This window comes from Paenibacillus stellifer (assembly GCF_000758685.1).
Classification (GTDB): domain Bacteria; phylum Bacillota; class Bacilli; order Paenibacillales; family Paenibacillaceae; genus Paenibacillus_AQ; species Paenibacillus_AQ stellifer.
Genome location: NZ_CP009286.1, coordinates 3,377,826 through 3,393,074 on the forward strand (window position 1 = coordinate 3,377,826; position 15,249 = coordinate 3,393,074).

General features: G+C 53.9%; 13 protein-coding genes. All 13 read right to left on the reverse strand.

Annotated elements, in window-relative coordinates:
• Positions 1 to 238 precede the first annotated feature (238 nt).
• A complete protein-coding gene (locus PSTEL_RS15560) occupies positions 239 to 4,564 on the reverse strand; it encodes a PolC-type DNA polymerase III (RefSeq protein WP_038696671.1) in 4,326 nt (1,441 codons plus the stop codon).
• Positions 4,565 to 4,744: 180 nt separating this feature from the next.
• Positions 4,745 to 6,193 carry a proline--tRNA ligase gene (proS, locus tag PSTEL_RS15565; protein ID WP_038696673.1) on the reverse strand — a complete coding sequence of 483 codons (1,449 nt, stop codon included), beginning with the start codon at positions 6,191 to 6,193 and terminating at the stop codon, positions 4,745 to 4,747.
• Between the two features lie 64 nt (positions 6,194 to 6,257).
• Positions 6,258 to 7,532 carry an RIP metalloprotease RseP gene (gene rseP, locus PSTEL_RS15570; protein ID WP_038696675.1) on the reverse strand — a complete coding sequence of 425 codons (1,275 nt, stop codon included), beginning with the start codon at positions 7,530 to 7,532 and terminating at the stop codon, positions 6,258 to 6,260.
• A gap of 101 nt (positions 7,533 to 7,633) precedes the next feature.
• Entirely contained in the window at positions 7,634 to 8,773 is a 1,140-nt protein-coding gene (locus PSTEL_RS15575) for a 1-deoxy-D-xylulose-5-phosphate reductoisomerase (protein ID WP_038696677.1), read from the reverse strand.
• A 30-nt stretch (positions 8,774 to 8,803) separates the two neighbouring features.
• A complete protein-coding gene (locus PSTEL_RS15580; protein ID WP_038696679.1) occupies positions 8,804 to 9,610 on the reverse strand; it encodes a phosphatidate cytidylyltransferase in 807 nt (268 codons plus the stop codon).
• Positions 9,611 to 9,630: 20 nt separating this feature from the next.
• Complete coding sequence (locus PSTEL_RS15585) at positions 9,631 to 10,398, reverse strand: undecaprenyl pyrophosphate synthase (protein ID WP_038696680.1); 768 nt, start codon at positions 10,396 to 10,398, stop codon at positions 9,631 to 9,633.
• 79 nt (positions 10,399 to 10,477) lie between these two features.
• Positions 10,478 to 11,032: a ribosome recycling factor gene (frr, locus tag PSTEL_RS15590; protein ID WP_038696682.1), complete on the reverse strand. Its 555-nt coding sequence runs from the start codon at positions 11,030 to 11,032 to the stop codon at positions 10,478 to 10,480.
• On the reverse strand, positions 11,032 to 11,760 hold the full coding sequence (pyrH, locus tag PSTEL_RS15595; RefSeq protein WP_038696684.1) for a UMP kinase: 729 nt from the start codon (positions 11,758 to 11,760) through the stop codon (positions 11,032 to 11,034). The genes frr and pyrH overlap by 1 nt, the downstream gene beginning before the upstream one ends.
• 148 nt (positions 11,761 to 11,908) lie before the next feature.
• Positions 11,909 to 12,559 carry a translation elongation factor Ts gene (gene tsf, locus PSTEL_RS15600; RefSeq protein WP_038696686.1) on the reverse strand — a complete coding sequence of 217 codons (651 nt, stop codon included), beginning with the start codon at positions 12,557 to 12,559 and terminating at the stop codon, positions 11,909 to 11,911.
• Positions 12,560 to 12,662: 103 nt separating this feature from the next.
• Positions 12,663 to 13,364, reverse strand: coding sequence for a 30S ribosomal protein S2 (rpsB, locus tag PSTEL_RS15605; protein ID WP_038696688.1), 702 nt, complete (start codon positions 13,362 to 13,364; stop codon positions 12,663 to 12,665).
• A 258-nt stretch (positions 13,365 to 13,622) separates the two neighbouring features.
• Entirely contained in the window at positions 13,623 to 14,327 is a 705-nt protein-coding gene (locus tag PSTEL_RS26345) for an endolytic transglycosylase MltG (RefSeq protein ID WP_052098542.1), read from the reverse strand.
• Positions 14,324 to 14,875 carry a hypothetical protein gene (locus PSTEL_RS15615; protein WP_038696690.1) on the reverse strand — a complete coding sequence of 184 codons (552 nt, stop codon included), beginning with the start codon at positions 14,873 to 14,875 and terminating at the stop codon, positions 14,324 to 14,326. The genes PSTEL_RS26345 and PSTEL_RS15615 overlap by 4 nt, the downstream gene beginning before the upstream one ends.
• Before the next feature lie 55 nt (positions 14,876 to 14,930).
• Complete coding sequence (locus PSTEL_RS15620; RefSeq protein WP_038696692.1) at positions 14,931 to 15,239, reverse strand: hypothetical protein; 309 nt, start codon at positions 15,237 to 15,239, stop codon at positions 14,931 to 14,933.
• Between the last annotated feature and the right edge of the window lie 10 nt (positions 15,240 to 15,249).

Genomic DNA, 15,249 nt, shown 5'->3' on the forward strand with positions numbered 1-15,249 from the left:
GCGTTGTTGCCGTCAGGGCTTCCCCTACCTTGGAAGCACGGCAGAAGCATCACTGTACCATCCGCTTCCCGTTAAAATATAAGATATCTCATAAGCGGGAGGCTTATAACTCTTATATTTCAAAGATAAAGAGTGGGTTTCCCCACTCTCTGCGCAACGGATCTTATCTCATTATTACCAGAAAAATTATACCATAGCCTTACATCACTGACAAGTGCCGGCCCTTTACTCCGCTCACCTAGAACAGGGACAGCTGATTGCTCTCCGGAAGTCCGCGGAAGCAGCCCATATTGGTCAGGAGTTCGACAATCGTCTTGCTCGCTTTGGACTTCTGCTGGAAGTCCTCAATTGACAGGAACTCACCCGCATCCTTAGCAGCCGCGATGTTCTTGGCGGCGTTCTCGCCAATTCCCGCCAAAGCGGAGAAAGGAGGGATCAGGCTGTCTCCGTCAACCGTAAACTTGGTTGCATCCGACCGGTACAGGTCAAGGGTCTTGAAGGTAAAGCCCCGCGCCGTCATTTCCAGCGCCATCTCAAGAATCGGAAGCAGCGCCTTCTCCTTCGGCAGAGCCTGGAATCCCTTGCCTTCGATTTCGATGATCGCCTTCAGAATGGCATCGTAGCCCTGGCAGCACAGCTCGATGTCGAAATCAGCCGCCCGAACGGAGAAGTAGGTCGCATAATACTCGATCGGATGGTAGAGCTTGAAGTAAGCGGTCCGTACAGCGGATATTACGTAAGCTGCGGCATGCGCCTTCGGGAACATGTACTGGATCTTGAGGCAGGAATCAATGTACCAGGCCGGAACCTTGCATTTCTTCATTTCCTCAATCCATTCCGGCGTAAGCCCCTTGCCCTTACGAACGCTCTCGGTAATCTTGAAGGCCAGGCCCGCGTCCATACCAGCTTTGTAAATCAGATAGAGCATGATGTCGTCGCGGCAGCCGATTACGGTCTTGATGTTGCAGGTGCCGTTCTTGATCAGCTCCTGGGCATTCCCGAGCCATACCCCGGTCCCGTGGGACAGACCGGAAATCTGAAGTAAGTCAGCGAAGCTCGACGGCTTCGATTCGATGAGCATCTGGCGAACGAACTTCGTGCCCATTTCCGGCACCCCGTAGGTGGCGACCGGCGTCCGGATTTGCTCCGGCGTCACGCGCAGCGATTCCGTAGAGTTGAACATGCTCATGACCTTAGGATCGTTCATCGGAATGGTCGTCGGGTCAATGCCCGTCAAATCCTGAAGCATACGCATCATGGTCGGATCGTCGTGCCCCAGAATATCGAGCTTCAAGAGGTTCGAGTCAAATGCATGATAGTCGAAATGGGTTGTCTTCCACTCGGCGTTGACATCGTCGGCCGGATACTGCACCGGGGTGATGTCCTCGACCTCCATATAATCCGGAACGACGACTATACCGCCCGGATGCTGTCCGGTGCTTCGCTTGACGCCCGTGCAGCCGGCGGCGAGACGCTGAAGCTCCGCGCCCCGCCAGCGCTTGTGATGGTCTTCCTCGTATTTCTTCGCGAACCCGTATGCCGTCTTCTCGGCGACGGTGCCGATTGTGCCGGCACGGAATACGCTCTTCTCGCCGAACATGACCTTCGTGAAATTATGCGCCTCCGGCTGGTATTCGCCGGAGAAGTTAAGGTCAATATCGGGGACCTTGTCTCCCTTGAAGCCGAGGAAGGTCTCGAACGGGATATCCTGGCCCTCTCCCTTCATGGGCTGTCCGCAGTCCGGACACAGCTTGTCCGGAAGGTCAAAGCCGCTCGGCACGCTGCCGTCGAGAAACCATTCGCTGTGCCGGCACTCGGAATTGCGGCAAATATAGTGGGCCGGCAGCGGATTAACCTCAGAGATGCCGAGGAACATTGCGACGACGGAGGAACCGACGGAGCCCCGGGAACCGACGAGATAGCCGTCGCGGTTTGACTTTTTGACAAGCCGCTCGGAAATCAGATAGTTCGCCGAGAAGCCGTATTTGATGATCGGCGCCAGCTCTTTTTCCAATCGGGCAGTGACGACCTCGGGCAGCTCCTCGCCGTAAATCTCTCTCGCCGTGCGGTAACAGGTTTCGCGGATCTCTTCGTCCGCCCCTTCGATGTTCGGGGTGAACAATTCGCTCGGAAAGAGCGGGTACTCCTCGAAGCGTTCGGCCAGCTCCACCGTGTTCGTGACGACGACTTCCATTGCCTTCTCGGTACCGAGAAACGCGAACTCCTCCAGCATCTCCTCCGTAGTCCGGAAATGGGCGTCCGGCTTGCGCTGGTCCTTAAGCGGACTGAACCCGGTGATGCCATGGATCGTAATATCGCGGAACAGCTTGTCGCGCGGCTCCAGGTAATGCACGTTCCCGGTTGCGATTACCGGCTTGTTCAATTTCTCCCCGATCTCGCAAATCCGTCTGACGACATCCCGCAGCTCCTCGGGGCTGGCCACGAATCCTTTGTCCACCAGATGCATGTACATCGTCAAAGGCTGGATTTCCAGCACATCGTAGAATTCGGCGACTTCAATCGCCTCTTCAACCGTTTTGTTCAGCACAGTCTCGAAGAATTCGCCGCGCTCGCATCCCGAGATGACCAGCAGTCCGTCGCGCAGCTCCGTCAGCTTCGATTTAGGTATGCAGGGAACACGTTTAAAGTATTCCGTATGCGACATCGAAATCAGCTTGTACAAATTCTTCTTCCCTGTTGCATTGAGTGCATAAATCCCGCAGTGGAACGGTCGGGTGTTGGACAAATCGGTGCCGACATAATCATTCAGCCGGTCCAGCATCGTCAGGTTTTTCAGCTTCTCGGCGTCGGCCAGCAGCCCGTTCAGGATGCCTCCGAGCGCAACGGTATCGTCAACCGCCCGGTGATGGCTCTCGAGCAGCACCTTGTACTTATCGGCCAGCGTGTTCAGACGGTGGTTCTTCATCGTCGGATGCAGCAGGCGGGCAAGCTCCAAGGTATCGAGGAACGGGTTCGGCAGCTCCTTCCGTCCGTACTTCAGCAGCGATGCCTGAATAAAACCCATATCAAACCGTGCGTTATGCGCGACCAGGACGCCGTCACCGATAAATTCGACGAATTCGCCAAGGACCGGCTCGAGATCGGGCGCATCCTTGACCATTTCATCCGTGATATTGGTCAGCTGCTGAATATGATACGGGATTTTCTCATGCGGATTGACGAAAGTTGAATACCGGTCGATCTCTTGACCGCCCTGCATCTTCACGGCTGCAAGCTCTGTAATGTTGTTGCGGGTAATCGACAGACCGGTGGTCTCGATATCGAATACGATATAGGTCGCATCCTTCAGCGAAATCGGCAGCGGATTCTCGACGACGTTGACCGCATCGTTGACCACATTCGCCTCTACGCCATACAGCATCTTGATCCCGTTCTTCTTGGCCGCCTTGGCGGCATCAGGATAGCATTGGACCCCGCCGTGATCGGTAACCGCAATCGCCGGATGGCCCCACTTGGCGGCTGTCTTGATATAAGCGTCTACCGGCGAAACGGCGTCCATTGTGCTCATGGTCGTGTGAAGGTGGAATTCGACCCGCTTGTTGGCGGCATTGTCCTTTCGTGCAGGAGGAGCCACCACCTCGGACAGATCCGATGGGATCATGACAAGCTCTGGCGTCTGCATGAAACGGTCGTATTCCACACGCCCGCGGGCTCTGACCCATTTGCCATTCGCCAGCTGGCTCATGATCTTCAGGTCATCCTTGGTCTTCGCGAACATTTTTATCTGAAGCGAATCGGTAAAGTCGGTCAAATTATAGGTGAACAGCGTGCTGCCGTTGCGCAGCTCCTTGCTGTCCAAGCCGAATATCGTTCCTTGTACGGCGATCTTCTTCTCTTCATCCTGGATTTCGATGATGGGGACAGGTTGTTCCTTGATATCATAACCAATCTGAAGCGGCACGGCTTCCTCGTCACCGCTGTCCCCTCCCGGCACCTCGGCCTCCATCGCCGTCATCATCTGTTCGATAAATTCCCGCTGCTCCTGCTGAAGCTTCTGCTGGAATTCCTCAAACTCTTCGGCCTTGTTCTCCTTCGCTTCCAGCAGGACTTTGACATTCAAGTGCAGTCCGAAATACTTCTCATAGAATTTGACGATCGCACCGTCGATGCCCTTCTTCTTCGCCAAGTCCAGCGACATCTGGTCCCTCATCTTCAGAAGCAGGTTCTCGCCTTGAATCTCCTGAGTAGACCGGGTCAGCCAGCCGTTGACCGAAGGAATCTCGCGGTGAACCCATTCCAGGAACAGACCCCAGTATTCTTGAACAATATCGGAGCGGCTCACCTGTTCCTCATACAGAAATAGAAAGCCAACCTTCGCGATATGCTGCAGCCGCTCCCGCATGCGGACACAGAACGTCCGGTATGCCTGTGCGGGTACTAGACTCTGCTTCGCAACGACGATCATCCAGTCCCGATTGCCCCTGCTAATTTCGACCCGTTCGATATAACCGTCGAGGAAATACGGATCGACCAGCGCGGGCGGCACATCTCCCTGCTTCATGAGCAGCTCGAATCGTTTTCTTTTCTCCTCGCTAAATGCCATGCTTCCCCCACCTTTACATTCCCCGATAAAGCGAGGTCTATGCTGATGCATATAGGCAGGGCAAGCTTCTTCGGCTTATCCCTGCCTATATAGGTAATTGCGTCCGGTTATCCCTGTAAGCTTACAATCTATCTCTATGTTAATCGAAATCCGGATTCCCTTCCAGGGTCCCCGGCACTTTTAATAGGCTTTGGCAAAAACTACTGTATGCTGCGCCGGCTTGCCGCAGCAAATACAGGTGCTCTTCGTCTCAGCCGGCTCGAACGGAATGTTCCGGCTTGTCGCGCCGGTCTCTTCCTTCACCTTCGCCTCGCAGGCATCGTCGCCGCACCAGCCAGCAAGTGCGAAGCCGCGCTTCTCTTCCATCTCGTTCTTCAGCTCGTCCATCGTATCTGCGGAATAGAAATGCTCCTCACGGAATTTCAAGGCGCGCTCGTACATTTCCTGGTGCACCTGTTCCAGCATCTCTTTCACTTCTTCAACGAGACGGTCCTGTTGAACAACCTTCTTCTCGCCGCTGATCCGCGATACAAGCACACAGACGCCGTTCTCCATATCACGGGGTCCAAGCTCCAGTCTTACCGGTACGCCGCGCATTTCATATTCGTTGAATTTCCAGCCCGGCGTTACATCGGTACGATCGTCCACACGGACGCGGACACCGGCGGATTTCAGTTCCTTGAACAGCTCGTCGGTCCGGGCTACAACCGCTTCCCGTGTCTTAGGCGGACCGATTGGGATCATGATCACCTGGGTAGGCGCCACCTTCGGAGGCAGTGCAAGGCCGCGGTCATCGCCATGAACCATGATCATGGAACCGATCAGCCGGGTGCTTGTTCCCCACGAAGTCGTATGCACGTACTCAAGATTGTTCTCGCGGCTTAAGTACTGGATGTCAAAAGCAACAGCGAACTTGGTGCCGAGGTAATGGGAAGTGCCTGCCTGAACGGCTCGTCCATCTTTCATCATCGCCTCGATCGAATAAGTATCCACCGCTCCGGCGAAGCGCTCGGAAGGCGTCTTCTGTCCCGTAATGACCGGAATCGCCAGATAGCCTTCCACGAAATCGCGGTAGACTTCCAGCATCCGCATCGTCTCTTCGCGGGCTTCCTCTTCATTCTCGTGGGCCGTGTGGCCTTCCTGCCACAGGAATTCACTCGTCCGAAGGAACGGAAGCGTCCGCTTCTCCCAGCGCACCACGTTCGCCCACTGGTTGATCAGAACCGGAAGATCGCGGTAGGATTGAATCCATTTGGAGTACATATGGCCGATCATCGTCTCCGAAGTCGGACGTATCGCCAGACGCTCTTCCAGCTTATCGCCTCCGGCTTCCGTTACCCACGGAAGCTCCGGATTGAAGCCTTCGACATGCTCTTTCTCTTTCTGGAAAAAGCTCTCGGGAATGAACAGCGGAAAGTAAGCGTTCCGATGTCCCGTTTCCTTAAAGCGCCGGTTCATCTCCTCCTGGATATGCTCCCAGATTTCAAATCCGTCCGGTTTGAACACGATGCAACCGCGGACCGGAGAGTAGTCCATGAGGTCCGCTTTCTTGATTACATCGATATACCATCGCGAGAAGTCTTCGCCCTGAGGCGTGATCTCCGTAACAAACTGCTTGTCTTTAGCCATATAATGGTATTCCTCCTGTTAATAAGCCTTGCCCGGGAGTTCGCCGGACAAGGCCGAAGCAATATTAGCCGCTGATGAGCCGCAGAATATCATTGTACGTCACGGCAATCATCAGAAGAAAGAGCATAGCGAAACCTACGAAATGAACCATCCCTTCCCGTCCGGGATCGATAGGCTTGCCCCGGAGCGCCTCCACTCCAAGAAAGACGAGACGGCTGCCGTCAAGCGCCGGTATCGGCAGAAGGTTGAAAATACCGAGATACAGACTGAGAATCGCCGTCCAGTGGGTGAGATAGACGATGCCCTGCTGGGCAATCCGTCCCGTCAGCTCCATCGTTCCGACCGGACCGCTCAAATCATTCATATTGAAATGATTGATCAGCTGACGGAATCCGAGGAAGATTTGTTCCGTTGTATCCACCATCATATTTCCAGACAGCTTGAAGGTCTCTCCAATTCCGGCGTCCCTTGTCGGAAGCATCGGAGTTATGCCGACCTTGCCACCTTCCTGTCCTTCCATCGTACGCGGCGTCATTGTGACTGTAAAAGTCTCGTCTCCGCGCTTGATCGTCCAATCCATCGGCTTGCCCTTCGACTCAGAAGTCAAATCAATCATCTTCTGATAATCCGCGCCGATCTTCTCGCCGTTAATTGATTCAACAATGTCGCCTTTCTTCAAGCCTGCTGCCTCGGCAGGCATGCCCTTGGATACGTCGCCCACCTCCAAGTAGGTCGGATTCTCCACGGCGACGCCAGCCATCTGGATGTAGACGCCGAACAGGATAAAGGCGAGCAGGAAGTTCATCACCGGACCTGCAAGAATGGCAATCGCGCGCTGTCCAACGGTTTTGCTGCCGAACTGCCGGTCTCGCGGGGCGATCTGAATCTGCTGGCTGCCTTTGACCATCATCGCCTGCGGATGCACGGCATAAGTCTCGACCTCGCCGTCAACATCAAGCCGAATTTGCAGATCGTCCTCCAAATCGACGCTCTGGGCTTCTCCGCGTATCACATTGCGGCGCGTGTCCAGCTGATCCAGATAAATGCTCTTGATGACCTTACCTTCTCCCAGCCGGACCGCTATGGTCTGGCCGGACGATATTTCCACAATCTCCGGGTCCTCGCCCGCCATACGGGCATAGCCCCCGAAAGGCAGAAGACGCAGCGTGAATTGGGTCTCTCCCCTTTTATACGAGAACAGTTTCGGACCGAAACCGATAGCAAACTCCCGGACCAGGATACCGGCTCGTTTGGCGAAGTAAAAATGCCCCCATTCATGCACGGTAACCAGGACAAAAAACATGAGCACCGTCAAAAAGACGACTCGAGCCATTTCCAAGTTTGGCAACCTCCTTCTGGTGAAAGACCGAAGTATGTCCTTTTAATTTATCATTATTCTCCGATCCGGCACAAGAGAATCAGCCAAGCCCTGCTAATTTGTTATAGAAGTTCCGCAAGCTTCCGGACGCTCCGGTCGCATTCCTCGATTTCCTCGAGATTAGGGTGCAAAACGGGGGTATGTCCGGCAATCGCCTTCTCCAAAATTTCCTCAATACGGAGAAATGAAATTTCACGGCGCAAAAAGCGGGCTACCGCGATCTCATTCGCCGCGTTGAATACCGTAGTCGCCGTTCCGCCCAGCTTGCCGCATTCAATCGCCATTCTCAACGCCGGATAACGTTCAAGATCCATCTCACGGAACGTCAGCTGCCCCGCCTGTGCCAGCGACAGCCGCTGTGCCGGAGAAGGCAGCCGCTTCGGATATGTCAAAGCATATTGAATCGGCACTCTCATGTCAGGACTGCCCAACTGGGCGATAATGCTGCTGTCCTTGAATTCCACAAAGGAGTGAACGACGCTCTCCGGATGCAGCAGCACGTTGATCTGTTCATAAGGGAGACCAAACAGCCAGTGGGCTTCAATTACCTCCAGGCCTTTGTTAACCATCGTTGCCGAATCGATCGTGATCTTCGCGCCCATGGACCAGTTCGGATGCCGGAGTGCATCTTCAACCGTGACGTCCCGCAGCTGCTCTCTCGTCCGGTCGCGGAAGGAACCGCCCGAGGCGGTTATCGTAATGGAATGAATATCATCAGGGTCTTCGCCATTCAGGCATTGGAATATCGCGGAATGCTCGCTGTCGATCGGCAGCAGTGATACTCCCTTTCGGCGAACCGCTTCGGTTACCAGATGCCCTGCAGTGACCAGTGTTTCCTTATTGGCTAGACCAATATCTTTTCCCGCTTCGATAGCGGCTAAGGTGGATCGAAGACCTACGCTGCCCACAACTGCCGTAACGACATAATCCGCGTCGCCCCCTGCAGCAATCTCCACCAATCCTTCTTCGCCGTAATACAGCTTGATGTCTCCAGGGATCTCCAGGCGAATTTGCTCAGCGAGCTCTCGGCTCGCTACAGATACCCGGCGCGGCTTGAAGCGTTTGATCTGTTCCAGCAGCAGCGCCGTATTGTTGCCTGCCGCCAGCCCGTCCACTTGAAAGCTCTCCGGATGAAGGGCCACAACATCCAGCGTCTGCGTCCCCACTGAGCCTGTAGAGCCCAGGATGCTTAGTTTCTTCAAGGAACGTGCACCTTCTTTCCCACTCTAGTCTTAGTGATAGTACGGCAGCAGCGTCAGGATATGTATGAACGGAAAGACGATGATCCAGCTGTCGCAGCGGTCCAGAATACCGCCGTGCCCGGGGAGCAGCGAACCCGAATCCTTGATGCCGTACACCCTTTTATACGCCGATTGCACGAGATCTCCCAGCTGTCCAACGACTGCGCTGACCAGGCCAATCATTAACGATTGTCCATAGTTCAGCAGACCGGAAGACAAAGCCGCAAAAAACATCGCAATGACGATAGAAATGATGACACCCCCGGCGGCCCCTTCCACGGTTTTGTTGGGACTAATCGCCGGCCACAGCTTGTTCCGGCCAATTGCTTTTCCGACGAAATACGCGCCGGCGTCGCTGCCCCAAATGCAGCACAACAGCAAAAAAGTCCAGAATACGCCATGTCCGTCGGGAGCAGACCGGGATACCGCCATATAGGAAAAACCGGTTCCTATGTATAGCGCGCCGATGAACAGCATCGCCGCTAAGCGAATATCGGTTTTATTCTTGGAGAACACTGTAATGCACAGGAACAGAAACATGAGCAGCCACACACCTTGTATCCAGGTCAAGGGCGCGGACATGTCGAGCTTCTCCCATGGAATCATAAAGCCAAGCACCGCAGCATACCCGAGAGCCGCGCTTCCGCTCTTAGTCGAAAGGCCGGTCATTTTGACGAACTCATAATAGCCGATCAGTGCCATCGCGGTCAGCAGGAGCTGGAACCACCATCCTCCAAGGAGGCATAGTCCCAAGAACAAGGCTCCGGCCACCACTCCGGTTATCAGTCGCTGCTTCAAACATCCTCACTCCTACCTTGCTACTTAAGCCCGCCGTAACGGCGCGAGCGCCGCTGGTACTCAGCTACAGCCTGCAGCAGATGCTCTCTGCCGAATTCCGGCCAGTAGACGTCGGTAAACCATAGTTCACTATATGCCAGCTGCCACAGCATAAAGTTGCTGAGCCGCATTTCCCCGCTCGTACGAATCATCAAATCGGGATCAGGCAATCCGCCGGACAGCAGTCGGCTGTCAATCAATTGGGAATTGATATCATCAGGATTCAGCTTTCCTTCCGCTACTTCAATCGCCAATTCCCGCATGCAATCCTCAATTTCTTTGCGTCCGCCGTAATTCAGGGCAAAATTCAGAATAAGGCCGGTATTATTCTCCGTTCGCTGTACCGCTTCTTCCATCGCCTTGCGGGTATAGGAGGGCAGCGCTTCGCTGTCGCCCATCACTCTAACCTGGACGTTCTTCTCGATCAGCTCATCCAGTTCAATGGCTAGAAACTCCACAGGCAGGCGCATCAGAAAATCGACCTCTTCTTTGGGCCGTTTCCAATTCTCTGTGGAAAAAGCATACATCGTCAAAAATTCGATCCCCAACTCGTCAGCAGCAATCGTTACGCGCTTGACCGCCTTCATGCCATTCTGATGGCCGACAATGCGGGGCAATCCGAGCCGTTTGGCCCAGCGACCGTTGCCATCCATAATGATGGCCACATGCCGGGGAATATTGTCCGGCGAAATATCAACCGGCTGCTGCCGATCTTCCCGGCCCAGCCAAGATTGAACCCGTTTGATCATTACCGTTTCCTCCATCTTTGCTTGCGAGAAAGAGACAAACCCCACCAATTGAGGAGGGGCCTTGATCTTTTGCGCTATCTTATACTTCCATGATTTCTTTTTCTTTGGACAGGAGTACTTTTTCGACTTCGGCGATGAACTTGTCCGTGGTCTTCTGGATGTTCTCCTGATGTCCGCGGGATTCGTCTTCCGAGATGCCGTTCTTCTCCATCTTCTTGATCTCGTCGTTGGCGTCGCGGCGGATGTTGCGGATCGCAACCTTCGCTTCTTCACCAAACTTCTTCGTCAGCTTAACGAGCTCGCCGCGGCGTTCTTCCGTCAGCGCAGGAATCGTCAGGCGAATTGTCGTGCCGTCATTGGCCGGTGTCAGTCCGAGATCGGATTTCATGATTGCACGCTCGATATCGTTCAGCGACGATTTATCCCAAGGCTGAATCAGCAGCGTACGGGAATCCGGCGTATTGATGTTGGCCAACTGGTTGACCGGAGTCGGCGCTCCGTAGTATTCCACTTGAATACGATCGAGCAGCGACGGGGTTGCGCGTCCGGCACGCAGAGTCGCCAGGTCGCGCTTAAGAGCCAAAATTGCTTTCTCCATGCGTTCTTCGGCGTTTTTCTTAACCGATTGCGGCATTATTCTACACTCCCTTTAACAATCGTTCCGATGCGTTCACCCAGAACGACTCGTTTGATGTTGCCCTGTTCCGTGATTGCGAACACGATAAGCGGGATATTGTTGTCCATGCAGAGAGAGGAAGCAGTGGAATCCATGACGCCCAGATTCTTGTTCAGCACATCCAGATAAGTCAGTTGATCGTACTTCTCGGCGGTACTGTCCTTGAACGGATCGGCGGAGTAGACTCCATCCACCTTGTTCTTCGCCATCAGAATAACTTCCGCTTCAATTTCGGCGGCGCGAAGCGCAGCAGTCGTGTCGGTAGAGAAGAAAGGATTGCCCGTACCCGCTGCAAAAATGACGACACGGCCCTTCTCAAGATGACGGATGGCACGGCGGCGGATATAGGGTTCCGCGATTTGCTGCATGGAGATCGATGTCTGTACGCGAGTCGGCACGCCGCTCTGTTCCAAAGAGTCCTGCAGAGCCAGTGAATTCATAACCGTTGCCAGCATGCCCATGTAGTCAGCGGTCGCCCGGTCAATACCGCTCGCACTGCCGGCGATACCCCGCCAAATATTGCCGCCGCCGCATACGATTGCAACCTGCACGCCAAGCTCGACAACTTCCTTCACCTGCTCGGCGATCGAGGTGATTGTAGCCGCATCGATGCCATAACCGTTTTGTCCAGCCAGCGACTCGCCGCTGACCTTGAGGACTACCCTTTTAAATACCGGCTGTTCCAATTTTATACCCTCACTTTGCAAGGTGCCTTGAAGGGCCCCAGGTTGATCGTGCTTTTCTTCTCTTTGCAAAAGACGGAACACCATTTGCCCGTGTTCCGCTCTCGAAAGATATATACGGTAAGTCACGGCGATTGCCGCGGCGCCGATATTATTGTTTCACTTGAGCCATTACTTCTTCAACGAAGTTGTCGACTTTCTTCTCAAGGCCTTCGCCCAGTTCGTAGCGAACAAAGCGACGGATGGAAATGTTCTCGCCGATCGTGCTGATCTTCTCATTGAGCAGGTTGGAGATCGTCTTGTCAGGATCTTTAATGAAGGCTTGCTCAAGCAGGCAGTGCTCTTCGTAGTACTTGTTGATGCGGCCTTCAACCATTTTCTCAACGATCTTCTCAGGCTTGCCTTCGTTCAGGGCTTGAGCCTTCAGAATTTCCTTCTCTTTCTCTACCTCTTCAGCCGGAACTTCTTCACGGCGAACGAAGCGAGGAGCTGCTGCTGCGATCTGCATGGCGATGTCGCGGGCGAACTCTTTGAATTGATCGGTTTTGCCGACGAAGTCGGTTTCGCAGTTGATTTCCACCAGTACGCCAATACGGCCGCCGGCGTGGATGTAGGACTCGACAACGCCTTCGGTTGCTGCGCGTCCGGCTTTGTTGGCCGCTGCGGAAAGACCTTTTTCGCGAAGAATTTCAACGGCTTTCGTCAGATCGCCATTTGCTTCTTCCAGAGCCTTTTTGCAATCCAGCATGCCGGCGCCGGTTCTTTCGCGAAGCTCTTTAACGGATTTTGCATCTACTGCCATGATTTAATCCCTCCAGGTATTTTAAAAAAGGGCGGTGAGAAGGTTATCCACCTGCCAACCACCCTTTTCATTTAATTTCTTATTTCAGCACAGGTCCGCCAAATTAAGCGGAAGTTGTGTCTTCGCCTTGGTGTGCTTCCACAACCGCGTCGGCCATTTTGCCAGTCAGCAGCTTAACGGCGCGAATTGCGTCGTCATTGCCCGGAATGACATAATCGATTTCGTCCGGATCGCAGTTCGTGTCAACGATAGCCACAATCGGGATACCCAGCTTGCGGGCTTCGGCAACAGCGATACGCTCTTTGCGAGGATCGATGATGAACAGGGCGCTTGGCAGGCCCTTCATGTTCTTGATGCCGCCCAGGAATTTTTCCAGACGATCTTTCTCTTTGCGGAGAATGATGACTTCCTTCTTAGGCAGAACTTCAAACGTGCCGTCCACTTCCCAAGCTTCCAGCTTCTTCAGACGGTCAATACGCTTCTGAATTGTTGAGAAGTTCGTCAGCGTGCCGCCCAGCCAGCGTTGGTTGATGAAGAACATGCCGGAACGTTCAGCTTCTTCTTTAACCGAATCTTGTGCTTGTTTCTTTGTTCCGACGAACAGGATAGTACCGCCTTCGCCTGCTACACTCTTAACAAAGTTGTAAGCTTCTTCTACTTTCTTGACTGTCTTCTGCAGGTCAATAATGTAGATTCCGTTTCTTTCAGTGAAGATATAACGATCCATTTTCGGGTTCCAACGACGAGTCTGGTGACCGAAGTGTACCCCAGCTTCAAGAAGCTGCTTCATGGAGATTACTGCCATCTTCACACACCTCCTAGGTTTGGTTTATTGTGTGTCCCTCCGCCGGCTTCATCTTGCAGCAAGACTTTCTTCGGAAGAAAGCACCGCTTGCTGTAATCAGTCGACGTGTGTTTTAACACCGTCAATTAATATATCATAAGACCCGGGTGAGATGCAACTTCCAAGTGAACGATTTTTGTCAGATTCGGTAATTCGCCGTCGGAGCCGGGAAGAGAACGAAACACCGCCCGAATGGGCGGTGTTCAAATAGCCTACGCGTTATTCTTTGATAGTGATTAGCTGCTCAATGATCGAATCCAGGCTTTGACCGGATTTAAAGCTGTATAAGCCGTACTGGATCCTTCTCTGAATCTGACGGTTAGTCGCTGCCACCAGGAAGGCATCCTTGTCTTTGATCACCCCGGCGCCGGCCAACAGATCGGCGACCTGGCTAAGCGTAACGCCGCTTGGAATGCGAAGAATAATAGTGGCTGGGGCTGGTTTGGCTGCTGCCGGCGTTGACGGCGCAGCAGCCTTCGCAGGAGCTGTAGCCGACGAATCCGGTTTCTGTGCTGGCGATGATGGTTTCGATGGTGCAGTCGGAGAGGATGCTTTGGACGGTGCCGAAGGAGCTGTTCCTGACAACGAAGACTTGGTTCCAATGGCGGAAGGTGATGCAGTCATACTAGGCGTAGGCGCCGGAGTTGCTGTAGGCCCTCCCCCTGTGCCGGCTGCAGCCGCTTCTTGGGTAGTCTCCAGCTGAGGCGGAGGCGACCCGTTCTCGCCGTTCTGAGCCTTCCACTCTTCCTCCGTCATCAGCTTCAAGGAAGCATCAGATACTTTTAGATTCAGTCTGGCCGCTTCCTGAATAAGCTGGCTCTTTGTAGGAGTAGACATGCCTGCAGAAATCATCAGCTGCAGCAAAAGGCCTCCGAATACTAGACCTGAACCGAGGCCAATCCAAAAGGAACGATTCTTGATCACACCGATTCCTCCTGCTTGGCCAATTGCAGAATAAGTTGAATCTCACCGCGCTGCATCCCGGTCTTCTTGGCGATGACATCGATGGACTTGCCTTCCTCATGCAATTCAAATAACTGGGGATAGCGAAGTTTGATCGTACTAACCGGTTTGGACTTCGATTCCGTCTCTTCCCCCATGTCCTCCGATTCCTCGCGAGGAGCCGGACCGGAAATCGCCAGTTGAAGGAGTCCGCTCTCCGTCGCGGCTGTCCGGTTCTCAAGCTGGGCAATGCGGTGATGGAGAGAGTCCAGCTGCCCCTTCAGCTCGCCGATCTGCTCCTGGAGTGCCGCCTGGTTATTCTGGCTCTGTGTCTTGATCGTTCCCAGCACCTCCATCAGCTCCCGATTCTCACGCTCGATGTCGGACATATACAGCTCAAGAGCCGCCTCCACTTCCTTAACGGTCTGCTTATCTCCGCCGCCTTCCTTTTTTCGGTTACGGGAAGGTAACAAGAGCGCATATGCCAAGGCACATCCGCCAAGCAGAACAATGTACGCCCATGGTTGCACTTGTCTTTCTCCTTTAATTCAATTAGATGTTGCCTTGCACCCGGCCTGCCCTTTGTCAGAGCTTGAGGTCGATACTGTGACCTTTGTACGGATGCTCGGCCTCCTTGTCTTTGGCCTCTTCTTTCGTCTTCTCGTGCTGATTATGTCTTCCGCCTCGGCCGCGGTTACCGTCGTCCCTAATGGCCGACTCCGGGGTCTCGTCCACCTCAGGGCTGCGCTGTCCCATTTCCTGAGAATGCTTAACAGTCTGGTCAGCAAGCCCCTGCTGCTCATGGGTTGAGCGGTTATAGAGATTCTGTTGGTCCCTGCCGAGTTCCGTCGTTCTCGGTACCGCTATTTGCAATTCCACCGGTCTGAAACTCACTGCAATCCCC